The organism is Pseudomonas sp. SMN11, assembly GCF_052041945.1.
Taxonomy (GTDB): domain Bacteria; phylum Pseudomonadota; class Gammaproteobacteria; order Pseudomonadales; family Pseudomonadaceae; genus Aquipseudomonas.
Genome location: NZ_JBKGGW010000006.1, coordinates 198,673 through 221,130 on the forward strand (window position 1 = coordinate 198,673; position 22,458 = coordinate 221,130).

Annotated in this window: 22 protein-coding genes; 10 read left to right on the forward strand and 12 right to left on the reverse strand. The window is 63.1% G+C overall.

What is annotated here, in order from left to right:
- Positions 1-9: 9 nt before the first annotated feature.
- Entirely contained in the window at positions 10-1,629 is a 1,620-nt protein-coding gene (locus ACLEJU_RS08940) for an MFS transporter (RefSeq protein ID WP_435421870.1), read from the forward strand.
- A 177-nt stretch (positions 1,630-1,806) separates the two neighbouring features.
- On the opposite strand, the gene ACLEJU_RS08945 is transcribed toward ACLEJU_RS08940, so the two are convergent.
- From ACLEJU_RS08945 to glyQ, 4 genes are all read right to left on the reverse strand, one after another.
- The gene (locus ACLEJU_RS08945) at positions 1,807-2,577 is read right to left on the reverse strand and encodes a lysophospholipid acyltransferase family protein (RefSeq protein ID WP_159412680.1); all 771 of its coding nucleotides are present in this window, start codon (positions 2,575-2,577) and stop codon (positions 1,807-1,809) included.
- Positions 2,578-2,641: 64 nt separating this feature from the next.
- Positions 2,642-3,169: a D-glycero-beta-D-manno-heptose 1,7-bisphosphate 7-phosphatase gene (gmhB, locus tag ACLEJU_RS08950; protein WP_435421871.1), complete on the reverse strand. Its 528-nt coding sequence runs from the start codon at positions 3,167-3,169 to the stop codon at positions 2,642-2,644.
- Positions 3,170-3,172: 3 nt separating this feature from the next.
- Positions 3,173-5,224: a glycine--tRNA ligase subunit beta gene (gene glyS, locus ACLEJU_RS08955; protein ID WP_435421872.1), complete on the reverse strand. Its 2,052-nt coding sequence runs from the start codon at positions 5,222-5,224 to the stop codon at positions 3,173-3,175.
- Entirely contained in the window at positions 5,221-6,168 is a 948-nt protein-coding gene (gene glyQ / locus ACLEJU_RS08960; RefSeq protein WP_027592054.1) for a glycine--tRNA ligase subunit alpha, read from the reverse strand. Before glyQ ends, glyS begins: the two co-directional genes overlap by 4 nt.
- A gap of 83 nt (positions 6,169-6,251) precedes the next feature.
- Between glyQ and ACLEJU_RS08965 the strand changes: the two genes are divergently transcribed.
- Complete coding sequence (locus ACLEJU_RS08965) at positions 6,252-6,803, forward strand: DNA-3-methyladenine glycosylase I (protein ID WP_435421873.1); 552 nt, start codon at positions 6,252-6,254, stop codon at positions 6,801-6,803.
- 40 nt (positions 6,804-6,843) lie between these two features.
- Entirely contained in the window at positions 6,844-7,731 is an 888-nt protein-coding gene (locus tag ACLEJU_RS08970; RefSeq protein ID WP_079230248.1) for a lysophospholipid acyltransferase, read from the forward strand.
- 117 nt (positions 7,732-7,848) lie between these two features.
- On the opposite strand, the gene ACLEJU_RS08975 is transcribed toward ACLEJU_RS08970, so the two are convergent.
- Genes ACLEJU_RS08975 through def form a run of 5 tightly spaced genes read right to left on the reverse strand, consistent with a single transcriptional unit; the run spans position 7,849 to position 12,371 of the window.
- Positions 7,849-8,157, reverse strand: coding sequence for a tetratricopeptide repeat protein (locus ACLEJU_RS08975; protein WP_435421874.1), 309 nt, complete (start codon positions 8,155-8,157; stop codon positions 7,849-7,851).
- An 11-nt stretch (positions 8,158-8,168) separates the two neighbouring features.
- The gene (gene trkA, locus ACLEJU_RS08980) at positions 8,169-9,542 is read right to left on the reverse strand and encodes a Trk system potassium transporter TrkA (protein WP_435421875.1); all 1,374 of its coding nucleotides are present in this window, start codon (positions 9,540-9,542) and stop codon (positions 8,169-8,171) included.
- A gap of 23 nt (positions 9,543-9,565) precedes the next feature.
- A complete protein-coding gene (gene rsmB, locus ACLEJU_RS08985) occupies positions 9,566-10,876 on the reverse strand; it encodes a 16S rRNA (cytosine(967)-C(5))-methyltransferase RsmB (RefSeq protein WP_435421876.1) in 1,311 nt (436 codons plus the stop codon).
- A complete protein-coding gene (fmt, locus tag ACLEJU_RS08990; RefSeq protein ID WP_435421877.1) occupies positions 10,873-11,805 on the reverse strand; it encodes a methionyl-tRNA formyltransferase in 933 nt (310 codons plus the stop codon). Before fmt ends, rsmB begins: the two co-directional genes overlap by 4 nt.
- Positions 11,806-11,864: 59 nt before the next feature.
- Positions 11,865-12,371, reverse strand: a complete 507-nt coding sequence (def, locus tag ACLEJU_RS08995; RefSeq protein ID WP_003260000.1) for a peptide deformylase — start codon at positions 12,369-12,371, stop codon at positions 11,865-11,867.
- Between the two features lie 207 nt (positions 12,372-12,578).
- Here def and dprA point away from each other — a divergent pair, with 207 nt between their 5' ends.
- From dprA to ACLEJU_RS09015, 4 genes are all read left to right on the forward strand, one after another.
- Positions 12,579-13,676: a DNA-processing protein DprA gene (gene dprA, locus ACLEJU_RS09000; protein WP_435421878.1), complete on the forward strand. Its 1,098-nt coding sequence runs from the start codon at positions 12,579-12,581 to the stop codon at positions 13,674-13,676.
- Positions 13,677-13,718: 42 nt separating this feature from the next.
- Entirely contained in the window at positions 13,719-14,276 is a 558-nt protein-coding gene (locus ACLEJU_RS09005) for an L-threonylcarbamoyladenylate synthase (RefSeq protein ID WP_011953122.1), read from the forward strand.
- A 275-nt stretch (positions 14,277-14,551) separates the two neighbouring features.
- Positions 14,552-14,995, forward strand: coding sequence for a hypothetical protein (locus tag ACLEJU_RS09010; RefSeq protein ID WP_435421879.1), 444 nt, complete (start codon positions 14,552-14,554; stop codon positions 14,993-14,995).
- 465 nt (positions 14,996-15,460) lie between these two features.
- On the forward strand, positions 15,461-15,778 hold the full coding sequence (locus ACLEJU_RS09015) for a hypothetical protein (RefSeq protein WP_435421880.1): 318 nt from the start codon (positions 15,461-15,463) through the stop codon (positions 15,776-15,778).
- A gap of 127 nt (positions 15,779-15,905) precedes the next feature.
- On the opposite strand, the gene ACLEJU_RS09020 is transcribed toward ACLEJU_RS09015, so the two are convergent.
- On the reverse strand, positions 15,906-16,883 hold the full coding sequence (locus ACLEJU_RS09020) for an NADPH:quinone reductase (protein WP_435421881.1): 978 nt from the start codon (positions 16,881-16,883) through the stop codon (positions 15,906-15,908).
- Between the two features lie 135 nt (positions 16,884-17,018).
- Here ACLEJU_RS09020 and hemF point away from each other — a divergent pair, with 135 nt between their 5' ends.
- Together hemF and aroE are read left to right on the forward strand one after the other, a co-directional pair.
- The gene (gene hemF, locus ACLEJU_RS09025; RefSeq protein ID WP_110638928.1) at positions 17,019-17,930 is read left to right on the forward strand and encodes an oxygen-dependent coproporphyrinogen oxidase; all 912 of its coding nucleotides are present in this window, start codon (positions 17,019-17,021) and stop codon (positions 17,928-17,930) included.
- Between the two features lie 25 nt (positions 17,931-17,955).
- A complete protein-coding gene (gene aroE, locus ACLEJU_RS09030; RefSeq protein WP_435421882.1) occupies positions 17,956-18,780 on the forward strand; it encodes a shikimate dehydrogenase in 825 nt (274 codons plus the stop codon).
- A 121-nt stretch (positions 18,781-18,901) separates the two neighbouring features.
- Here aroE and choX read toward each other — a convergent pair whose 3' ends face one another.
- Positions 18,902-19,825, reverse strand: coding sequence for a choline ABC transporter substrate-binding protein (choX, locus tag ACLEJU_RS09035; RefSeq protein WP_435421883.1), 924 nt, complete (start codon positions 19,823-19,825; stop codon positions 18,902-18,904).
- Between the two features lie 14 nt (positions 19,826-19,839).
- Positions 19,840-21,357, reverse strand: coding sequence for a choline-sulfatase (gene betC / locus ACLEJU_RS09040; protein WP_435421884.1), 1,518 nt, complete (start codon positions 21,355-21,357; stop codon positions 19,840-19,842).
- A 108-nt stretch (positions 21,358-21,465) separates the two neighbouring features.
- On the opposite strand from betC, the gene ACLEJU_RS09045 reads away from it, so the two are divergent.
- Positions 21,466-22,365, forward strand: coding sequence for a choline sulfate utilization transcriptional regulator (locus tag ACLEJU_RS09045; RefSeq protein ID WP_110638932.1), 900 nt, complete (start codon positions 21,466-21,468; stop codon positions 22,363-22,365).
- Positions 22,366-22,458 lie beyond the last annotated feature (93 nt).

Sequence of the window (22,458 nt, forward strand, 5' to 3'; positions counted from 1 at the left end):
ACAGCAACGATGTCGGATTACATCCAAGAGCAGGGTGCGACGGCGAGTACCTCCAGCCGTCGTGAAGAACGCAAGATCATTTTCGCGTCATCCCTCGGGACGGTGTTCGAGTGGTATGACTTTTTTCTCTATGGGGCGCTGGCTGCCGTCATCAGCAAGCAGTTCTTCGCCGGGGTGAATGACACCACGGCCTTCATCTTCGCCCTCATGGCCTTTGCCGCCGGCTTCCTGGTGCGGCCGTTCGGAGCGTTGGTGTTCGGCCGCCTGGGCGACATGATCGGGCGCAAGTACACCTTCCTTGTGACCATCGTGCTGATGGGCTTGTCGACGTTCGCTGTCGGCCTGCTGCCTACCTACGCCAGTATCGGTATCGCGGCACCGATCATCCTTGTGATCCTGCGCATGCTCCAGGGGCTGGCACTGGGCGGTGAATACGGTGGTGCTGCCACCTACGTGGCCGAGCACGCGCCACCCGGCAAGCGTGGCTTCCACACCGGTTTCATTCAGTCCACTGCTACCCTGGGCCTGCTGCTGTCATTGCTGGTGGTACTAGGCAGCCGCTACATCAGTGGTGATCAGTTCGAAACCTGGGGCTGGCGCCTGCCGTTCCTGCTGTCGATCATCCTGTTGGCGATCTCCACCTGGATCCGCATGAGCATGCACGAGTCGCCGGCCTTCGTGAAAATGAAGGCCCAGGGCAAGGTCAGCAAGTCGCCAATCCGCGAGTCGTTTACCTCCTGGCCCAACCTGAAGGTCGTGCTCACCGCGCTGTTCAGTATCAATGCCGGTCAAGCCGTGACCTTCTACACGGCGCAGTTCTATGTGCTGTTTTTCATGACCCAGATGCTCAAGATGGACCCGGCCCAGGCCAACACCTTGCTGATCATCAGCGTGGTTATCGGTGCGCCGTTCTTCGTGTTCTTTGGGTGGCTGTCCGATCGCATTGGGCGCAAGCCGATCCTGATGCTCGGCCTGCTGCTGGCCACCGTGCTGTACTTCCCGATGTTCAAGGCCCTGAGCCATTACGCCAACCCGCAGATCGACGCGGCCAGCCGTCAGGCGCCGATCGTGGTCACCGCAGACCCGCAGGGCTGTACCTTCCAGTTCGACCCGGTTGGCAAGGCGCGTTTCGACAGCCCGTGCGACAAGGTCAAGACTTTTCTGGTCAAGCAGGGCCTGCCGTACAGCTCGGTGAACGTGGCAGGCAGTGATGTGGTGGTGAACATTGGCGACAAGACCATCAATGGCTTCGATGAAGCAGCCATGCGCACGGCGATCGATCAGGCGGGTTACCCGGCCAAGGCAGACCCGGGGCAGGTCAACCAGGTGATGGTAGTGGTGCTGATCGTGGCAATGATCCTGATCGCAACCATGACCTATGGGCCGCTGGCGGCGGTGATGGTCGAGCTGTTCCCGACCCGCATCCGCTACACCTCGATGTCGCTGCCCTACCACATCGGCAACGGCTGGTTCGGCGGCTTCCTGCCAACGGTGTCGTTCGCGCTGGTGGTGTATACCGGGGATATCTTCTACGGGCTATGGTACCCGGTGCTGGTGACCGGCATCAGCCTGGTGGTGGGGATCTTCTGCCTGAAAGAAACCAAGGACGTGGATATCGACAAAGTCTGACGCTATCACCTCGCCATAAAAAAACCGGCTGTAAAAGCCGGTTTTCTTATGCCTCGAAAAAACTTATGCACGTTTTTCAGAAAAATGTCACAGCGAGAAATAAATAGCTAATTCATATACTTAGCTTCATATTCAGGCGCTTTACGAAAAAACTGTTCACAAGTTATCCACAGATCGTCAGGCCATCTGCTCCTGCGGTTTTTCGTCCACTGGCGGCAGCGAGCCCATGGCCCGCTGGGTCGCTTCGTTCCACGCTGCAGCACGGTCGTTGAGTTCGGCAATGGCCCGTGGCCCGCTGCCTTCGGCGTACATCGGCTTGCCGATCACTACCTCGATGGTGCCCGAGCGCTTGCCCCAGCCCGTCTTGGGCCAGAACTTGCCAGCGTTGTGGGCAATCGGCAGCACTGGCAACCCGGCGTTCACGGCCAGCGCGGTACCGCCCCGGGAGAATTTGCCCACGGTACCGAACGGCACACGGGTACCTTCCGGGAAAATCAGCACCCAGGTTTTCTGCTTGAGCAACTCGTCACCCTTGCTGGCCACTTGGCGCAGGGCTTCCTTGGGGTTGTCGCGGTTGATCGCGATCGGCCTCAGCATGGCCATGGCCCACCCAAAGAACGGCACATACAGCAGCTCGCGCTTGAGCACCTGGCTCAGCGGCGAGAAGTACTGGGAAAGGAAGAAAGTTTCCCAGGTGCTCTGGTGGTTGGACAGGATCACGCAGGGTTCATCTGGCACGTTCTCGGCACCGGTGACCTTGTAGTTGATACCGAGGATGGTGCGCACCAGGAACAGTGCGCAACGGCACCAGTACACGTTGATGAACTTGTAGCGTTTGGGGAACGACAAGAACGGCGCGACGAAGAAGCTCAGCGAGCACCACAGCAGCGAACTGGTGCCCAGCAGCAGGTAAAAAAGAAAGATTCTGATCGCCTGCAGGATCGACATAGTGGCAAGTACCGTTGCGGGGCGTGCCCGCCTGGGAAAAATGCGCCCGAGGGCGCATTGTTGTTTAAATAATTTCTCTGGCGATGGCTGCCAGATCGTCGAAAATCAGTGTAGTTTCCGGGACGCCTTTTTCCAGGGTCCGCTCCCCCTTGCCGGTTTTCACCAACACGGGTTGTGCACCGACGGCCAGGGCGGCCTCCAGGTCACCTTTGCTGTCGCCGACGAACCAGATGCCTTCAAGGCCCACCTGGTAATGCTCGGCGATCGCCCGCAGCATGCCAGGCTTGGGCTTGCGGCAATCGCAGCCTTCGTCCGGCCCGTGGGGGCAATACACGATGTGGCCTACCTCGCCGCCCTGCTCGGCCACCAGCGCGCGCAGGCGCGCGTGCATGGCCTCGAGGGTTGTCAGCGAGTAATAGCCACGGGCGATGCCGGACTGGTTGGTGGCAACTGCCACCGTCCAGCCCGCCTTGCTCAACTGCGCGATGGCCTCGACCGAGCCAGGGATCGGGATCCACTCTTCCAGCGTCTTGATGTAGGCGTCGGAGTCAAAATTGATCACCCCGTCACGATCGAGAATCAGCAGTTTCAAGGCTTACCCCAGCAGCGAAATGTCGGCCACGCCCAGGAACAGGCCGCGCAGGCGGCTGAGCAGGGCATAACGGTTGGCACGGACCTTGGCGTCTTCGGCGTTGACCATCACCGCCTCGAAGAAGGCGTCGACCGGGTCACGCAGGGCCGCCAGGCGGGCCAGCGATTCGCTGTACTGACGGGCGGCTGCCATCGGTTGCACGGCCTGGTCGGCCTGCTGGATGGCCGAGTACAGGGAGAACTCGTTGGCGTTATCGAAGTACTTTGGCTCGACCTGGTCGGCGATAGCGCCTTCGGCCTTGCTCAGCAGGTTCGACACGCGCTTGTTCACCGCGGCCAGAGCTTCGGCTTCCGGCAGCTTGCGGAAGGCCTGCACGGCCTGCACGCGCTGGTCGAAGTCCAGGGCAGAAGCCGGCTTCAGGGCACGTACCGACAGGTAGGTGGCAACGTCGATGCCTTCGTCCTCGTAGCGAGCGCGCAGGCGATCGAAGATGAACTCCAGCACCTGCTCGCCCAGGCCTGCGGCCTTGACCTTGGCACCGAACTGCTTGACCGCGAACTCGACCGCAGCGCTCAGGTCCAGGTCCAGCTGCTTCTCGATCAGGATGCGCAGCACGCCCAGGGCGGCACGACGCAGGGCATACGGATCTTTGCTGCCGGTGGGCAGCATGCCGATGCCGAAGATGCCGACCAGGGTGTCGAGCTTGTCAGCGATGGCCACGGCAGCACCGGTGAGGGTCTGCGGCAGCTCGGCGCCAGCACCGCGCGGCATGTACTGCTCGTTCAGGGCCAGGGCAACGTCTTCCGGCTCACCGTCGTTGAGCGCGTAGTAGTAGCCGGCAACACCCTGCATTTCAGGGAATTCGCCGACCATCTCGGTAGCCAGGTCGCATTTCGACAGCAGGCCGGCACGCCCGGCACGCTGGGCGTCGCCGCCGATCAGCGGAGCGATGAAGGCTGCCAGCTTGGAAACGCGTTCGGCCTTGTCGTAGACAGTGCCCAGCTGGGCCTGGAACACCACGTTCTTCAGGCGCTCGTTGAAGGTTTCCAGCGGCTGCTTCTTGTCCTGCTTGAAGAAGAACTCGGCGTCGGTCAGGCGCGGGCGCACGACCTTCTCGTTACCCTGCACGATCTGCTTGGGGTCACGGCTCTCGACGTTGGCCACGGTGATGAAGCGCGGCAGCAGCTTGCCTTCGCTGTCCAGCAGGCAGAAGTACTTCTGGTTGTCCTGCATGGTGGTGATCAGGGCTTCCTGTGGTACTTCGAGGAAGCGCTCCTCGAACGAGCACACCAGCGGCACCGGCCATTCGACCAGGGCAGTCACTTCGTCCAGCAGCGCCGGTGGCACGATGGCGCTGCCTTCCTGCTGCATGGCCAGCTCGGCGGTGCGCTTGCTGATCAGCTCGCGACGCTCGGCGAAGTCGGCCAGCACGTAGGCCTTGCGCAGGTCTTCGACATAGTTGGCCGGGGTGGTGATGACCACATTCTCCGGGTGGTGGAAGCGGTGGCCACGGGATTCACGGCCGGCCTCCTGCGACAGGATGGTGCAATCGACCACCAGGTCGCCGAGCAGCATCACCAGCCACTGGGTCGGGCGCACGAATTCTTCACGGCTGGCGGCCCAGCGCATGCGCTTGGGGATCGGCAGGTCGTTGAGTGAATCCTCGACGATGGTCGGCAGCAGGCTGGCGGTGGCCTTGCCCGGGATGTGCTGGGAGAAGCGCAGCTTGGCGCCGCTCTGGTCGATTTCGGCCAGCTCCACGCCGCACTTCTTGGCGAAGCCCAGGGCAGCCTGGGTCGGCTCGCCGTCTTTGAAGGCAGCCTGCATGGGCGGGCCGTCGATGTTGATGCTGCGGTCAGGCTGCTGCACGTCGAGCTGGCGGATCAGCACGGCCAAACGGCGTGGCGCTGCATAAACCTGCTTGCCGGTGTAGTTCAGGCCAGCGGCCTGAAGGCCCTTCTCGATGCCGGCCAGGAAGGCGTCGCCAAGGCTGGCCAGGGCTTTCGGTGGCAGCTCTTCGGTGCCCAGTTCTACCAGGAAATCTTGAGCACTCATTGTGCAGCCTCCAGCTTCGCCAACACTTCGTCACGCAGTTCAGGGGTGGCCATCGGGAAGCCCAGGCGTGCGCGGGCTTGCAGATAGCTTTGCGCCACGTCCCGGGCCAGGGTACGTACGCGCAGGATGTAACGCTGGCGCTCGGTTACCGAGATGGCGCGGCGGGCATCCAGCAGGTTGAAGGTGTGCGAGGCCTTCAGGACCATTTCATAAGTCGGCAGCGGCAGCTCCAGCTTGATCAGGCGGTTGGCTTCGCTTTCATAGAAGTCGAACAGTTCGAACAGCTTCTCGACGTTGGCGTGCTCGAAGTTGTAGGTCGACTGCTCAACCTCGTTCTGGTGGAACACGTCGCCGTAGGTGACCTTGCCGAACGGGCCGTCGGCCCACACCAGGTCGTAGACCGAGTCGACGCCCTGGATGTACATGGCCAGGCGCTCGAGGCCGTAGGTGATTTCACCGGTGACCGGGTAGCACTCGATGCCACCCACCTGCTGGAAGTAGGTGAACTGGGTGACTTCCATGCCATTCAGCCAGATTTCCCAGCCCAGGCCCCAGGCGCCCAGGGTCGGCGACTCCCAGTTGTCTTCGACGAAGCGGATGTCGTGGACCAGCGGGTCCAGGCCGATGGCTTTCAGCGAGCCGAGGTAGAGCTCCTGGAAGTTGGCCGGGTTCGGCTTCAGGACCACCTGGAACTGGTAGTAGTGCTGCAGGCGGTTGGGGTTTTCGCCATACCGCCCGTCGGCAGGGCGACGGCTAGGCTGCACATAGGCGGCGTTCCAGGTTTCTGGACCCACGGCGCGCAGGAATGTAGCGGTGTGGAAAGTGCCGGCGCCTACTTCCATATCGTAGGGCTGAAGCACCACACAACCTTGAGCTGCCCAGTAGTTTTGCAGGGCGAGGATCAGGTCTTGGAAGGTACGCACGGCTGGCGTAGGCTGGCTCACGAAATTCACCTGTATCTGGGGATGCGGATGTAAAGAGCGGGAGTATAACCTGATTCGCCTCGCCCTCTACTCATTGGAGCCTTATGCCACGCTGCTTTTGGTGTACCGACGATCCGTTGTACCAGGCCTACCACGACCAGGAATGGGGAACGCCACAGCGTGACCCGGCGTTGCTGTTCGAGATGCTTTTGCTCGAAGGGTTCCAGGCGGGGCTTTCGTGGATCACCGTTTTGCGCAAACGCGAGCGTTATCGCGAGGTGATGCATGGCTTCGACCCCGTGAAACTGGCAGCCATGAGCGACGAACGGATCGAGGAGCTGATGCTCGACGCCGGCATCATCCGCAATCGCCTCAAGCTCAAGGCTGCCCGGCGTAACGCGCAGGCCTGGTTGGCTGTGGATAACCCCGTTGAGTGGCTGTGGTCGTTCGTGGGCGGCGAGCCGAAGATCAACCACTTCCAGGGCCGTGGCGACGTGCCGGCGGTCACCGACGAAGCCAAGGCCATGAGCAAGGCCCTGCAGAAAGCTGGATTCACCTTCGTCGGCCCGACCATCTGCTACGCCTTCATGCAGGCCACCGGTATGGTCATGGACCACACCACCGATTGCGATCGCTACGCCGCCTTGTTGCGCTGAGGGGTTACAATGCGCGCCTTGCTGAAATAAGGAATTGCCTGTGGAAAAGTTCAAGGGCGCCCTGATGGTCGGGGTGCTGCGTCTGTTTGCCAAGCTGCCCTGGGGCGCTGTGCAGCGCGTCGGCGCCGGTATCGGCTGGCTGATGTGGAAAGTCCCCAACGGCTCGCGCAATGTCGTGCGCATCAACCTGGCCAAGTGCTTCCCGGAGATGGATCCGGTCGAACGCGAGCAACTGGTTGGCCGAGCACTGAAGGATATCGGTAAATCCTTCGTCGAAAGCGCCTGTGCCTGGATCTGGCCGCCGCAGCGTTCGCTGGATCTGGTCAAGGAAGTGCACGGCCTGGAAGTGCTGGAGCAGGCCCTGGCCTCGGGCAAGGGTGTGGTTGGCATCACCAGCCACCTGGGCAACTGGGAAGTGCTCAACCACTTTTACTGCAACCAGTGCAAACCGATCATCTTCTACCGCCCGCCTAAGCTCAAGGCAGTGGACGACCTGCTGCGCGAGCAGCGGGTGCAGATGGGCAACCGCGTGGCGCCTTCGACCAAGGAAGGCATCCTCAGCGTGATCAAGGAAGTGCGTCGCGGTGGGCAGGTGGGTATTCCAGCCGACCCGGAGCCGGCGGAATCGGCGGGGGTTTTCGTGCCGTTCCTGGGCACGCAGGCGCTGACCAGCAAGTTCGTGCCGAACATGCTGGCGGGAGGCAAGGCGGTGGGGGTGTTCCTGCACGCGCTGCGGCTGCCGGACGGTTCGGGCTTCAAGGTGTTCCTGGAAGCTGCGCCGGAAGAGATGTACAGCACCGACGTGAACGTGTCGGCGGCGGCCATGAGCAAGGTGGTCGAGCGTTATGTGCGCGAGTACCCGAGCCAGTACATGTGGAGCATGAAGCGCTTCAAGAAGCGCCCGGCTGGCGAGCCGCGCTGGTATTGAGACCCTGGGGGCACTTTGTGCCCCTTTCGCGACACAAGGCCGCTCCTACAGGGCATCGCGGTCAACTGTAGGAGCGGCCTTGCGTCGCGAAAGGGCTGCAAAGCAGCCCCAGCGATATCAAATTTTATTGAGCTTCTTCAGGAACACAGTCATCTCTTTCTCGGCCTGCTTATCCCCATGGTCCTGGGCCGCAACGATCCCGTCCTCCCAGGCCTTGCGCGCCGCCGGCAGGTCACCGACCAGCTGATACGCCTTCCCCAACAGCTTCCAGGCCGCCGAGTACTTCGGATCCTGCTCCACACACCGCGCTAGGTGCACCGCCGCCTCGGCACCATTGCCCTCATCCAGCCAGGCCTTGCCCAGCCCGAACCTCAGCAGTGGGTTATCCACACCCTTGGCCAGCATTTTCTCCAGCGATTCACGCATGCCGTCTTCTCCTAGAAGAAACTCAAGCCGACGTGGAACAGCTTCTCCACATCGCGAATGTGCTTTTTATCCACAACGAACAGGATCACGTGGTCGCCCGACTCGATCACCGTGTCGTCGTGGGCGATCAACACCTCCTCGTCGCGGATGATCGCGCCGATGGTGGTGCCCGGTGGCAAGGCAATGTTTTCCACTGCCTTGCCGACCACCTTGCTCGACTTCGAATCACCATGCGCCACCGCCTCGATGGCCTCGGCCGCGCCGCGGCGCAACGAGTGCACGCTGACGATATCGCCACGGCGCACATGCGCCAGCAAGGTTCCGATGGTGGCCAGCTGCGGGCTGATGGCGATGTCGATGTCGCCGCCCTGCACCAGGTCGACATAGGCCGGGTTGTTGATGATGGTCATGACCTTGCCCGCGCCAAGGCGCTTGGCCAGCAGCGACGACATGATGTTGGCTTCGTCGTCGTTGGTCAGGGCCAGGAAGATGTCGGCGTCGGCAATGTTCTCTTCGAGCATCAGGTCCTTGTCCGAGGCGCTGCCCTGCAGCACCACGGTGCTTTCCAGGGTATCGGAGAGGTGCCGGCAGCGGGCCGCGCTCATCTCGATGATCTTCACCTGGTAGCGGCTCTCGATGGCTTCGGCCAAGCGCTCGCCGATCTGCCCGCCGCCGGCGATGACAATGCGCTTGTTGGTCTCGTCGATGCGGCGCAGCTCGCCCATCACGGCGCGGATGTCCTTCTTCGCGGCGATGAAGAACACTTCATCATCGGCTTCGATCACCGTGTCGCCCCGCGGGGTGATTGGCCGGTCGCGGCGGAAGATCGCCGCCACGCGGGTATCGACGTTGGGCATGTGCGCGCGGATCTGGCGCAGCTGCTGGCCCACCAGCGGGCCACCGTAATAGGCCTTCACCGCCACCAGTTGGGCCTTGCCCTCGGCAAAGTCGATCACCTGCAGCGAGCCTGGGTGTTCGATCAGGCGCTTGATGTAGTTGGTCACCACCTGCTCCGGGCTGATCAGCACATCGACCGGGATATGGTCGTTGTCGAACAGCTCTTCACGGGTCAGGTACGAAGACTCGCGTACCCGGGCGATCTTGGTCGGAGTGTGGAACAGCGAATAGGCCACCTGGCAGGCGACCATGTTGGTCTCGTCGCTGTTGGTTACCGCTACCAGCATGTCGGCGTCGTCGGCTCCGGCCTGGCGCAGCACCGTCGGCAGCGAGCCGCGACCCTGCACGGTACGGATGTCCAGACGGTCGCCGAGGTCGCGCAGGCGGTCGCCATCGGTATCGACCACGGTGATGTCGTTGGCTTCGCTGGCCAAGTGTTCCGCCAGCGTACCGCCTACCTGCCCTGCGCCGAGGATGATGATCTTCATCCGCTACTCCCTAACCTTTGTGCTTACCCGCGCGAGGCGGCGATCTTGATCAGCTTGGCATAGTAGAACCCGTCGTGGCCGCCCTCCTGGGCCAGCAGCTGGCGGCCGTGGGGCTGGCGCAGGCCGGCTTCGGTGGCCAGGTCCAGCTCGCGGGCGCCCGGGGTGCGAGCGAGGAAGGCATCGATCACTTCGGTGTTCTCGGTCGGCAGGCTGGAGCAGGTGGCGTATAGCAGCATGCCGCCCACTTCCAGGGTCGGCCAAAGGGCATCGAGCAGTTCGCCTTGCAACGTGGCCAGGGCCGGAATGTCCTCGGCCTGGCGGGTCAGCTTGATGTCCGGGTGGCGGCGGATCACGCCAGTGGCGGAGCACGGCGCATCGAGCAGGATGCGCTGGAACGGCTTGCCGTCCCACCAGCTGGCGGTGTCACGGGCATCGCAGGCGATCAGCTCGGCATTCAGTTGCAGGCGGTCGAGGTTTTCGCGCACCCGGGTCAGGCGCTTGGCTTCGAGGTCGATGGCTGTCATTTGGGCCAGGCCGGGTTCGGCTTCGAGCAGGTGGCAGGTCTTGCCGCCGGGGGCGCAGCAGGCGTCGAGCACGCGTTGGCCCGGGGCCAGTTCGAGCAGGTCGGCGGACAGCTGCGCGGCTTCGTCCTGCACGCTGACCCAGCCTTCAGCGAAGCCTGGCAGGCCGCGAACGTCGCAAGCCTCGGCGAGGACGATGCCGTCACGGCTGTATTGGCAGGCGCTGGCGCCGACGCCGGCCTCTGCCAGCAGTGCCAGGTAGGCGTCGCGGCTGTGGTGGCGGCGGTTGACCCGCAGGATCATCGGCGGGTGGGCATTGTTGGCGGCGCAGATGGCTTCCCACTGCTCGGGCCAGAAGGCTTTTAGCGACTTCTGCAACCAGCGCGGGTGGGCGGTGCGCACCACCGGGTCGCGCTCCATGCCGGCGAGCAGTTCCTCACCCTCGCGCTGGGCGCGGCGCAGCACGGCGTTGAGCAGACCTTTGGCCCAGGGCTTTTTCAGCTTGTCTGCGCAGCCGACGGTCTCGCCGATGGCGGCGTGGGCCGGAATACGGGTGTAGAACAGCTGGTACAGGCCGACCAGCAGCAGTGCCTGCACATCGGCATCGGCAGCCTTGAACGGCTTCTGCAGCAGCTGCGCGGCCAGCAGATCCAGGCGTGGCTGCCAGCGGGCAGTTCCGAACGCCAGGTCCTGGGTCAGGCCCCGGTCGCGTTCTTCGACCTTGTCCAGCTGTGCGGGCAGCGAGCTGTTCAGCGAGGCCTTGCCGCTGAGCACAGCGGCAAGGGCACGGGCGGCGGCGAGGCGTGGGTTCATTGGCCCAGTACCTTGCCGGCGGCGAATTTCTCACGGCGGCTGTTGAACAGGTCGCTGAAGTTCAGTGCCTTGCCGCCAGGCAGCTGCAGGCGGGTCAGGCTCAGCGCCTGGTCACCGCAGGCGACGACGAGGCCGTCCCTGCTGGCGGAGAGGATCTCGCCCGGGGCGCCTTTACCTGTGGACACGTTGGCAGCCAGCACCTTCACGCTCTCGCTATCGAGCGTGCTATGGCACACCGGCCAAGGGTTGAAGGCGCGGATCAGGCGTTCCAGTTCGACGGCCGGGCGGCTCCAGTCGATGCGGGCTTCGTCCTTGTTCAGCTTGTGAGCATAGGTGGCCAGGGCATCATCCTGGACCTCACCCTGCAGCGAACCGTCCGCCAGGCCGGCGATGGCCTGGACGACCGCCGGCGGGCCCATTTCGGCGAGGCGGTCATGCAGGCTGCCGCCGGTATCGTCGGCGATGATCGGGGTGACCACCTTGAGCAGCATCGGCCCGGTATCCAGGCCAGCTTCCATGCGCATCACCGTCACGCCGCTCTCGGCATCGCCGGCTTCCACGGCGCGCTGGATCGGCGCCGCACCGCGCCAGCGGGGCAACAAGGAGGCGTGGCTGTTGATGCAACCCAGGCGCGGGATGTCGAGGACCACTTGCGGCAGGATCAGGCCGTAGGCGACCACCACCATCAGGTCCGGCTTAAGGGCGGCCAGTTCTGCCTGTGCTTCGGCATTGCGCAGGGTCGGCGGTTGGAACACGGGGATGTCATGGGCCACGGCCAACTGCTTGACCGGGCTCGGCATGAGCTTCTGGCCACGGCCGGCAGGGCGGTCGGGCTGGGTGTAGACGGCCACGATCTCGTACGGGCTGTCGAGCAGGGCCTTGAGGTGTTCGGCGGCAAACTCTGGAGTGCCTGCAAAGACGATGCGCATGGAGTTCTCGCTTCCAAAAAGAAAAAGGCTTGCCGGAGCAAGCCTTCTGGGAGGTGGGATCAGGCTTGCTGGCGGTGCTGCTTTTCCAGCTTCTTCTTGATCCGGTCGCGCTTGAGCTGCGACAGGTAGTCGACGAACAGCTTGCCGTTAAGGTGGTCGAATTCGTGCTGCACGCACACCGCCAGCAGGCCTTCGCATTCCAGCTCGTACGGCTTTCCGTCACGGTCCTGAGCCTTGACCCGCACACGCAGCGGGCGGTCGACGTTCTCGTAAAAGCCCGGGACCGACAGGCAGCCTTCCTGGTACTGTCCCATGTCGTGGGTCAGCTCTTCGACAGTCGGGTTGATGAATACCCGCGGTTCGCTGCGGTCTTCGCTGAGGTCCATGACCACGACCTGCTGGTGCACGTTGACCTGGGTGGCGGCCAGGCCGATGCCGGGGGCTTCGTACATGGTTTCAAACATGTCGTCGATCAGCTGACGCAGGGCGTCGTCGAACACCGTTACCGGTTTGGCAATGGTGCGCAGGCGCGGGTCCGGGAATTCGAGAATGTTCAAGATGGCCATAAGGTCAGGCAGTCACTGTGCGGTCGGTTGAAAACTGAGCACACATAATAAAGGGAAACGGCGATTTCAGCACCTGTGAAAGCTCGGCTAGGGTCTCTATAGCCTTGATAGCTGCCAAATCATGGACAGCTTTTCAAAGTGTTACCCACAAACTTATCCACAGCTTGTGCCACGTAGATGGCCCTGTTTCGATCAAGGATGATCCCCATGCCGACTTACCACTCGTCGCCTTGTCCACCTGCCGAACTGGAGGCCCGATTACGCCTGCATCGCTTGCCCGAGACCGGATTGCGACGTTTTCGCACCTTGCTGGAGGCCTTTGGTAGTGCGTCTTCAGCACTCAGCGCACCCGGCCCGGCCTGGCGCGCGTTGGGTATTCCCCAAGCCACCGTCGATGCGCGGCGCAGTGCCGAAGTACGTGACGGCGCACTGGCTGCAATGGCCTGGCTAGAGCGTCCGGGCCAGCATTTACTGATGTGGGACGGCCCCGGCTACCCGGCGTTGCTGGGGGAAATCGACGATGCCCCACCGCTGCTTTTCGTTGCTGGTAATCCGGCACTGCTCGATCGACCTCAGTTGGCCATTGTGGGCAGCAGGCGTGCCACACCTCCGGCACTCGACACGGCCAGGGCATTTTCCCGCTGTCTGGCGCAGGCCGGTTTCACCATCACCAGTGGGCTGGCCCTGGGCATCGATGGTGCCGCTCATCGGGCGGCGCTGGAGGTGGGAGGGGGCACGATTGGGGTGCTCGGCACAGGCTTGCAAAAACTTTATCCACAGCGCCACCGCGACCTTGCGCGGATGATGATCGACATGGGCGGTGCACTGGTGTCGGAGTATCCGCTCGATGCCGGGCCGTTGCCGGGCAACTTCCCGCGGCGCAATCGCATCATCAGCGGCCTGTCGCTCGGCGTGCTGGTGGTCGAGGCCAGCCTTGCCAGCGGCTCGTTGATCACCGCCCGCCTGGCGGCTGAGCAAGGCCGCGAGGTATATGCGATTCCTGGGTCGATCCACCACCCGGCAGCCAAGGGCTGTCACCAGCTGATCCGCGATGGCGCACTGCTGGTGGAGAGTGTGGAGCAGATTCTGGAAAGCCTGCGCGGCTGGCAGAACCTGCCGCCAGCGGTTGTGGATAAACCGGCGCATCCGCTGCTTGCCCTGCTGCATGCCGCGCCACAGACTAGCGAGAACCTGGCCCACTTTAGCGACCGGCCGCTGGCCGAGGTGCTGGCGCAGCTGACGGAACTGGAGCTTGAGGGGCGGGTCAGCAATGTCGCCGGGCGTTGGTTTGCCCGCGCCGGCTAAGTACACTGCGCGCAAGCAAGGTTAAAAGGCGGAGAGACGCAAATGGTGAGCAGTTTTCGTGTGCAACAAGCCGCACGTGAGATCCGGGCAGGTGCAGTGATCGCCTACCCGACGGAAGCGGTCTGGGGCCTGGGCTGCGACCCCTGGAACGAGGACGCGGTGTATCGCCTGCTGGCGCTGAAGTCGCGGCCTGTGGATAAAGGGCTGATCCTGATCGCTGACAACATCCGTCAGTTCGACTTCCTGTTCGAGGACTTCCCCGAGGACTGGATCGACCGCATGGGCAGCACCTGGCCCGGGCCGAACACCTGGCTGGTACCGCACCAGGACCTGTTGCCCGAGTGGGTGACCGGGCAGCATGACACCGTGGCGCTGCGGGTCAGCGATCACCCGGTGGTGCGCGAGCTGTGTGCCTTGGTCGGGCCCTTGATTTCCACCTCCTGCAACCCTGGCGGGCGCCCGGCGGCCAAGACCCGCTTGCGGGTGGAGCAGTATTTCCATGGCCAGCTGGACCTGGTGCTCGGTGGGGCGCTGGGCGGGCGGAAGAATCCGAGTGTGATTCGCAACCTCGCTACTGGTGAGGTCGTGCGTCCGGGCTGATAGCGCTGGCAAGGGCTTCGCCCTCGTTTCGCGACACAAGGCCGCTCCTACAAGAACAGCGCAGCTCTCAGCCCTGGCGCTATGCCTGTAGGAGCGGCCTTGTGTCGCGAAAGGGCCGCAAAGCGGCCCCACCAATCTTCAGGCGTATTTCTGATTTGCCCGGTCTTGCCAATTGGGAAACTTCCTACTGTCTCTGTCCTAAGTCATCACCTTCCCTGCCGGAACCCCTGCCTCTAGCTTGCTCCCGTCGCAACTCGGCGGGAGCATCCGAAACAATGCCGCTATTCGAAAATGCCGAATATCTGATAAGGGCGAATCTGCAGCAGCTTGCGTCCAACAACCGAGTTAGAGCGGTGGAGATAGGCAGGTTTACCGCAGATCAATTTGAAGCGATCAACAGGCAGAAAGAAGCGCAGGCATTACCGCTGCTTGAGGATCCGGGCATCGTATTCATCGGCAGCCATGCCTACAGAAGCCGGGTGATTCGAGATGAATACACCATTGATGACATGGTTGTGCAAATCAAGGCAGCACTGGCGACGACATCAATCTGGAAAAGCGCAACGCGCATGACCGCTCTTCGCAGCACAATTGGCCGTGATGATGGCTATGGCAATGAGATCTTTGATGAAGCGATCTTTGAACTGACGGCACGCAAACCCAAAGCAGAGCTCTATTCCATCATCCCTAAAGGGGACAGGAACAAGCCCAAAAAATAAAGGCCGCTTAAGCGGCCAAAAGGTAAGGATGCACTCGCCCGGATAACTTGAAACTCAACCGGCGCACCAGTACAAACTCACGAAGAAAGGCTACGCTTCCGAACCTGCGCGGTCAAGCTGGTGGCTTCCCTGCCACATTCCGCTTGCGCTGAAGCCAGGTTTTTCTGAATTTGTCGGAATGACTGTCCAGCTTGCGGTTTGGGAAATATCCTACGACCCGCGTCCCCTGCCATCACCTTCTCAGTGGGAATCTCTGCCTCTAGGCTTCATCCGTCGCTGAATAACTTGGCGATCGGGTGTGGTAACCCGGAGTACGAATTCTGAATGGCAGCCAATGGCGGCTGTGCGCGGGAGGCTTTCGAGCCTGCCGGGTTTGGGATTCGTCCGGTTTACCACCCTGCGTACAGCTGCCTCCCAAGTCGTGTGGTAACGAATTGAGGGCCAGCCTTTAACAGGCGAATTCCTATGATCAAGAAAATCGTCCCCGATCCACCCCTTCCCTGCACCTCTACTCGCTCCTTCGGCCGCTGCGACGCCGGCCACGAGGCATTATTTACCGTCAACCCGAACATTGCTGCTGAAGATGCCCTGGTTCACGTAGCGCTGTACCTGCGCTGCGCCTATGAAACCGGCTACAAAGCCTTGGACTACATGCGCGAAGAAGGCCGCGGCATGTTCTGGTCGAACCTGCATGCGATTGAAATGGCAGAGGGAGTGGTTGAGGCAATACTCGATGGGATCGAGTCGACCCCGCCACCGACGAACCGATCCTCACAGGCATAGCGCAGCTTTCAGAGCCGACGCAGTACCTGTGGGAGCGGGCGCGCCCGCGAACACCGGCAAAGCCGGTGCCATCCACCGCGGTGGCTGCTTCGCGGGCATGCCCGCTCCCACAGGGAACGTGTGTGGCTCAGGGGATTAGTACAGTCGATCCCACAGTTCTGCGCGCCGACAACTCTTCTTGCGCCTTCGCCGCCTCACTCAACGGATACCGCTGCTGGATATCCACAACCAGCTTGCCACTGCCAATCATTGCAAACAGGTCATCGGCCATGGCCTGGGTGTTCTCGGCATTGTTGGCATAGGTCGCCAGGGTCGGCCGGGTCACATACAGCGAGCCCTTCTGCGACAGGATCCCCAGGTTCACCCCGCTCACCGCCCCCGAGGCATTGCCGAAGCTCACCATCAACCCGCGCGGCTGCAGGCAGTCCAGCGAGGTCAGCCAGGTGTCGGCACCGACGCCGTCGTACACCACCGGGCACTTCTTGCCATCGGTCAGCTCCAGCACCCGCTTGGCCACGTCTTCGCGGCTGTAGTCGATGGTCGCCCACGCTCCCAGCGCCTTGGCCCGCTCGGCCTTCTCGGCGGAGCTGACGGTGCCGATCAGCTTGGCGCCCAGGGCCTTGGCCCACTGGCAGGCCAGCGAACCGACGCCACCCGCTGCGGCGTGGAACAGGATCACGTCGCCTGCTTTCACCTCATAGGTCTGCTTCAGCAGGTACTGCACGGTCAGCCCCTTGAGCATCACCGCTGCCGCCTGCTCGAAGCTAATGTTGTCGGGCAGCTTGACCAGGTTGGCCTCCGGCAGCGTATGCACTTCGCTGTAGGCGCCCAGGGGGCCGCCGGCATGGGCCACGCGGTCGCCGACCCTCAGCCGGGTCACGCCCTCGCCCACTGCCTCGACCACGCCCGCCGCCTCGGTACCCAGGCCAGAGGGCAAGGATGGCGGCGCGTACAGCCCGCTGCGGAAGTACGTGTCGATGAAGTTCAGGCCGATCGCATGGTTGCGCACGCGCACCTGCTGCGGCCCGGGTGGGGCGGGGTCGAATTCCACAAGCTGCAGCACTTCCGGGCCGCCGTGCTGGCTGAACTGGATACGCTTGGCCATCTCGCACTCCTGTTGTCGGGATCGGGAAAAGGCCTTCTATCGGACGCCTTTGCTTGATCGCCGTCAACTGCGGCGCGCGCGCCGGCGGTGGTATGCTACGCGGCGAATTCTTCCCTGCCCGTTCCTGGTGACCCGATGACTAGCCGCACCGAGGCCGTGAAAGCCTACCTGCTCGACCTGCAAGACCGCATCTGCTCTGCCCTCGAAGCCGAAGACGGCGGCGCCCGCTTCGTCGAGGACGCCTGGGTGCGCGAAGCCGGTGGCGGGGGCCGCACGCGGGTGATCGGGGATGGCAAGCTGATCGAGAAAGGCGGGGTCAACTTCTCCCACGTGTTCGGCGCCGGCCTGCCGCCATCGGCCAGCGCCCACCGCCCCGAGCTGGCAGGCCGTGGCTTCGAAGCCCTGGGCGTGTCGCTGGTGATCCACCCGCACAACCCTCATGTCCCGACGTCCCACGCCAACGTGCGTTTCTTCATTGCCGAAAAGGAAGGTGAAGAGGCAGTCTGGTGGTTCGGTGGCGGCTTTGACCTGACCCCGTACTACGGCAACGAGGAAGACTGCATTCACTGGCACCGCGTGGCCGAGCAGGCCTGCGCGCCGTTCGGTGCTGACGTGTACCCGCGCTACAAGGCCTGGTGCGACCGCTACTTCCACCTCAAGCACCGCGGCGAGCCGCGTGGCATCGGCGGTCTGTTCTTCGATGACCTGAACGAGTGGGACTTCGACACTTGCTTTGCCTTCCTCCGCGCCATCGGTGATGCCTACGTCGAGGCCTACCTGCCGATCGTCCAGCGCCGCAAGAACACTCCCTTCACCCCGCAGCAGCGCGAGTTCCAGGAGTACCGCCGCGGCCGCTACGTGGAGTTCAACCTGGTCTATGACCGTGGCACCCTGTTCGGCCTGCAGTCTGGTGGCCGTACCGAGTCGATCCTCATGTCGCTGCCGCCACAAGTGCGCTGGGGCTACGACTGGAAGGCCGCGCCCGGCAGCGAGGAAGCGCGCCTGACCGAATACTTCCTGCAGGACCGCGACTGGCTTGGCCAGTAAGCCTGTGGATAAACAAGGAATCGCCATGGACCAGTACGTTGTTTTCGGTAACCCCATCGGCCACAGCAAGTCGCCGCTGATTCACCGCCTGTTCGCCGAGCAGACCGGTCAGGACCTGGAATATGCCACCTTGCTGGCGCCGCTGGACGAGTTCAGCGATTGCGCGCGCGGCTTCTTCAAGCAGGGCAGCGGCGGCAACGTCACCGTGCCGTTCAAGGAAGAAGCTTACCGCCTGTGCGACAGCCTGACCCCGCGTGCCCAGCGGGCTGGTGCGGTGAACACGCTGAGCAAGCTGGCCGACGGCACGCTGCTGGGCGACAACACCGACGGCGCCGGCCTGGTGCGTGACCTGACGGTGAATGCCGGGGTTGAACTGGCCGGCAAGCGCATCCTCATCCTCGGCGCCGGTGGCGCCGTGCGCGGCGTGCTGGAGCCGATCCTCGCACACCAGCCGCAGTCGCTGGTGATCGCCAACCGTACCGTGGAGAAGGCCGAGCAGCTGGCGCGGGAGTTCGATGAACTGGGGCCGGTGGTGGCCAGTGGGTTTGCCTGGTTGCAGGAGCCGGTGGACGTGATCATCAATGCCACCTCGGCGAGCCTGGCCGGTGAGTTGCCGCCGATTGCCGACAGCCTGGTCGAAGCGGGGCGCACGGTGTGCTACGACATGATGTATGGCAAGGAACCGACGCCGTTCTGCCAGTGGGCCGAGAAGCTGGGCGCGGCCAAGGTGCTGGATGGTTTGGGGATGCTGGCTGAACAGGCAGCTGAGGCCTTCTTCATCTGGCGTGGGGTACGGCCGGATACCGCACCGGTTCTTGCAGAACTCCGCCGACAACTGGCTCGGGGCTGATATCGTTGCGGCTGCTTTGCAGCCCATCGCCGGCAAGCCAGCTCCCACAGGAATTGCGCAAGACCTGAGATTGGTGCGGTACCTGTGGGAGCCGGCTTGCCGGCGATGAGGCCGGTGCAGGTCAAAGCTTGGCTTTGACGGCCTCCAGGGCATTGCCATCGGACTTGGTGGTTACTCCCGCCAGCCACTCTTCCAGCCGCTCGGGGTGCTCCTTCACCCAAGCCTTGGCCGCCTCATCGAAGCTGATCTTCTTGTCCACAACCTCGGCCATGATGGTATTTTCCATGTCCAAGGTAAAACTCAGGTTGCCCAGCAGCTTCGCCGCATTCGGGCAGGCCTGTGGATAACCCTTCCGGGTCAGCGTGTACACCTCGCCCTTGCTGCCAAACCACTTCTCCCCGCCCGTCAGGTAGTGCATCTTCAGCTTGACGTTCATCGGGTGCGGCGTCCAACCGAGGAAGGTGATGAACTGCTGTTTCTTCACCGCCCGATCCACCTGCGTCAGCATCGCCTGCTCGCTCGACTCCACCAGCTTCCACTGGCCCAGGTTGAATTCGTTCTTGTCGATGATTTCCTTCAGTGACAGGTTCGCAGGCGCACCAGAGCCGATGCCGTACAGCTTCTTGTCGAACTGGTCAGCGTGCTTCTGCAGGTCGGCAAAGTCCTTCACCCCGGCATTCCATACGTAATCCGGCACCGCCAGGGTGAACTCGGTGCCTTCCAGGTTGCGTGACAGCTGCTGCACATCGCCATTGGCGATGAACTTGTCATGGAATCCCTGCTGCGCCGGCATCCAGTTGCCGAGGAAGGCATCGACCCGGCCGTCCTTGAGGCCGCCGTAGATGATCGGTACCGCCAGGCTGTCGATCTTCACCTGGTAGCCCAGGCTTTCCAGCAGCAGCCGGGCGACGGCGTTGGTCGAGGCGATGTCGCTCCAGCCGGGGTCGGCCATCTTCACGGTGCTGCATTGTGCGTCGCCGTCGGCGGCGTGGGCCGTGGTGGTGGCAAGAGCCAGGGCGAATACGACGGTGGAGAACTTGTGCATGGCGGCCTCTCTTCTCAATCCATGGGGGCGGGCTGTGGATAACGTGCCTTGCGCTCGAGGTCGTCGAGATCGATATGGTTGCGCATGTACTGTTGGCTGGCGTCCACCAGCGGTTGGTGGTCCCAGCTTTTCAGCTTGCCGATGGCCAGCGCCTCGGCCACCAGGCGGCGCCGGCGTTGGCTGGCCAGCACTTGCTGGCGCAGGCTGGAGATATCCCAGCGCTGGTGTGCTTCCACGACAAATGCCTGCAGCAGCGCCTGGTGGTCCGGGCTGCCGGTGAGGTTCTCCCGCTCATGCGGGTCGCGGCTCAGGTCATAGAGTAGGCAAGGGTCGTCTTCGCTGTACACGAATTTGTACGGCCCACGGCGAATCATCATCAGCGGGCCGACGGTACCTTCGGCCATGTATTCGCCGATCACTTCGTCGTGGCCGCCCTGCCCTTGCAGGTGGCCGAGCAGTGAGCGGCCGTCCAGGTGCAGATGCTTATCCACAGCGCCGCCGGCCAGTTCGACCAGGGTCGGCAGCAGGTCGCAGGTCGACACTGAGGCGCTGATGCGGTTTGCGGCGAAGCGTTTGGGCGCGTGTACCAGCAGCGGGACGCGTGCCGACATCTCGAACCAGTGCATCTTGTACCAGAGGCCACGCTCGCCCAGCATGTCACCGTGGTCGCCGGAGAACACGATCAGGGTGTCGTCGGCCAGGTTGCATTCCTCCAGGGTCTGCAGCAGCTGGCCGATGTTGTCGTCGATGTAGCTGCAGGCGCCGAAGTAGGCGCGGCGGGCGTCGCGGATCTTGTCCACAGGCAGCGGCTTGTTCCACAGGTCGTAGACCTTGAGCAGGCGTTGCGAGTGCGGGTCGAGTTCTGCCTGGCTGAATTCTGCCCGGGGCATGGGGATATCCACAGCCTCGTAGCGATCCCAGTAGCGTTTCGGGATGGTGTACGGGTCGTGCGGGTGCGTCATGGACACGGTCAGGCAGAACGGCCGGCCATCGTTCTCGCGTACGTGGTCGTAGAGGTACTGGCACGCCTTGAATACGACCTCCTCGTCGAAATCCAGCTGGTTGGTGCGCACGCAGGGCCCGGCCTGCAGCACCGAGGACATGTTGTGGTACCAGCTCGGGCGCACGTCCGGCTCATCCCAGTTCACTGCCCAACCGTAGTCCGCGGGGTAAATGTCGCTGGTCAGGCGCTCTTCGTAGCCGTGGAGCTGGTCGGGGCCGCAGAAGTGCATCTTGCCCGACAGTGCGGTGCGGTAGCCCAGGCGGCGCAAGTAGTGTGCATATGTCGGCACGTCGGCGGGGAAATCGGCCGCATTGTCGTAGGCGCCGATGCGGCTCGGCAGCTGGCCGCTGACCAGGGTGAAGCGTGACGGTGCACACAGTGGGCTGTTGCAGTAGGCCGAATCGAACACCACCGCCTGCTCGGCTAGGCGGCTCAGGTGGGGCATCTGGATCGGCGAAGTGCCATAGATTGGCAGCAAGGGCGCGGCCATCTGGTCGGCCATGATGAACAGGATATTCGGGCGCGTCATGGTGGCTTCCATCGTTGAGGGTTATGCGAACCGCTTGCCTACCAAGATGCGACTGCAGATAACATGGGTAAAGCCCATGGCGGGCAATGTCTGGGATTAGCTGAACTTATGTTTGATCACCTTGCCGAGTTGTCGCTGGATGCCTTGCGCGTATTCGAGGCTGCGGCCCGTTTGCGTGGCTTTACCGCAGCGGCATTGGAGCTGGGTACCACTCAGCCTGCGGTGAGCCAGCAGGTGAAGCGCCTGGAGGCGCAGCTGGGCACCCGCCTGTTCGACCGGATTTACCGTGGCATCGAGCTGACCGAGGCGGGCCAGCTGCTGTTCGAACAGGTGCACCAAGGTCTGCAGGCCATGGATGACGGCATTGCCCAGGCCAGTGGCCGCGGCCAGCGTGAAGTGCTGCAGGTGGCCACCGACTTTGCCTTCGCGGCGTTCTGGCTGATGCCACGGCTGCAACGCTTTCACGAGGCTTATCCACAGGTGGACGTGAGTTTGGTGACCGGTGAGCGCAGCCAGGGGATGCTGCGCCCGGATATCGATGTGGCGGTGCTGTTCGGCGACGGACGCTTCCATCAGGGCGAGAGCCGCTGGCTGTTCGACGAGGAGGTTTTCCCGGTTTGCAGCCCGCGGCTGATTCATGGCAAACCCTTGTCAGCCGTGGCTTTGCAACGATTGCCGTTGCTGCATTTGCGCGGTGAGCAGGCTAGCCGCTGGTTTGACTGGGCGGGGGTGTTTCGCGGGTTTGGCGTGGCCAGCCCGCCGCCGCCGGGGCAGCTGCGGTTCGATAACTACACCTTGTTGATTCAGGCGGCGATTGCCGGGCAAGGGGTGGCGATTGGCTGGGGGCACCTGGTGGATGGGCTGGTGGAGCAAGGGTTGCTGTGCCGGCCGCTGGAAGGGAGTTTGCGCTCGGCGCGGGGGTATTACGTGGTGCTGCCGCCGCGCAAGCGGCGTGGGGCGTTGATCGAGCGGTTTGTGGATTGGCTGGAGCAAGAGCGCAGCCTGTGACCCCGGGGCCGCTTTGCGGCCCTTTCGCGACACAAGGCCGCTCCTACAGCAGAGCGCGATCTCCTGTAGGAGCGGCCTTGCGTCGTGGAAAGG

Coding starts and splice junctions, on each gene's coding strand:
- ACLEJU_RS08940 (WP_435421870.1), top strand. CDS start 10: ATGTCGGATTACATCCAAGAGCAGGGTGCGACGGCGAGTACCTCCAGC.
- ACLEJU_RS08945 (WP_159412680.1), bottom strand. CDS start 2,577: ATGTCGATCCTGCAGGCGATCAGAATCTTTCTTTTTTACCTGCTGCTG.
- glyS (WP_435421872.1), bottom strand. CDS start 5,224: ATGAGTGCTCAAGATTTCCTGGTAGAACTGGGCACCGAAGAGCTGCCA.
- ACLEJU_RS08965 (WP_435421873.1), top strand. CDS start 6,252: ATGCCACGCTGCTTTTGGTGTACCGACGATCCGTTGTACCAGGCCTAC.
- ACLEJU_RS08975 (WP_435421874.1), bottom strand. CDS start 8,157: ATGCGTGAATCGCTGGAGAAAATGCTGGCCAAGGGTGTGGATAACCCA.
- trkA (WP_435421875.1), bottom strand. CDS start 9,542: ATGAAGATCATCATCCTCGGCGCAGGGCAGGTAGGCGGTACGCTGGCG.
- rsmB (WP_435421876.1), bottom strand. CDS start 10,876: ATGAACCCACGCCTCGCCGCCGCCCGTGCCCTTGCCGCTGTGCTCAGC.
- fmt (WP_435421877.1), bottom strand. CDS start 11,805: ATGCGCATCGTCTTTGCAGGCACTCCAGAGTTTGCCGCCGAACACCTC.
- def (WP_003260000.1), bottom strand. CDS start 12,371: ATGGCCATCTTGAACATTCTCGAATTCCCGGACCCGCGCCTGCGCACC.
- dprA (WP_435421878.1), top strand. CDS start 12,579: ATGCCGACTTACCACTCGTCGCCTTGTCCACCTGCCGAACTGGAGGCC.
- ACLEJU_RS09005 (WP_011953122.1), top strand. CDS start 13,719: ATGGTGAGCAGTTTTCGTGTGCAACAAGCCGCACGTGAGATCCGGGCA.
- ACLEJU_RS09010 (WP_435421879.1), top strand. CDS start 14,552: ATGCCGCTATTCGAAAATGCCGAATATCTGATAAGGGCGAATCTGCAG.
- ACLEJU_RS09015 (WP_435421880.1), top strand. CDS start 15,461: ATGATCAAGAAAATCGTCCCCGATCCACCCCTTCCCTGCACCTCTACT.
- ACLEJU_RS09020 (WP_435421881.1), bottom strand. CDS start 16,883: ATGGCCAAGCGTATCCAGTTCAGCCAGCACGGCGGCCCGGAAGTGCTG.
- hemF (WP_110638928.1), top strand. CDS start 17,019: ATGACTAGCCGCACCGAGGCCGTGAAAGCCTACCTGCTCGACCTGCAA.
- aroE (WP_435421882.1), top strand. CDS start 17,956: ATGGACCAGTACGTTGTTTTCGGTAACCCCATCGGCCACAGCAAGTCG.
- choX (WP_435421883.1), bottom strand. CDS start 19,825: ATGCACAAGTTCTCCACCGTCGTATTCGCCCTGGCTCTTGCCACCACC.
- betC (WP_435421884.1), bottom strand. CDS start 21,357: ATGACGCGCCCGAATATCCTGTTCATCATGGCCGACCAGATGGCCGCG.
- ACLEJU_RS09045 (WP_110638932.1), top strand. CDS start 21,466: ATGTTTGATCACCTTGCCGAGTTGTCGCTGGATGCCTTGCGCGTATTC.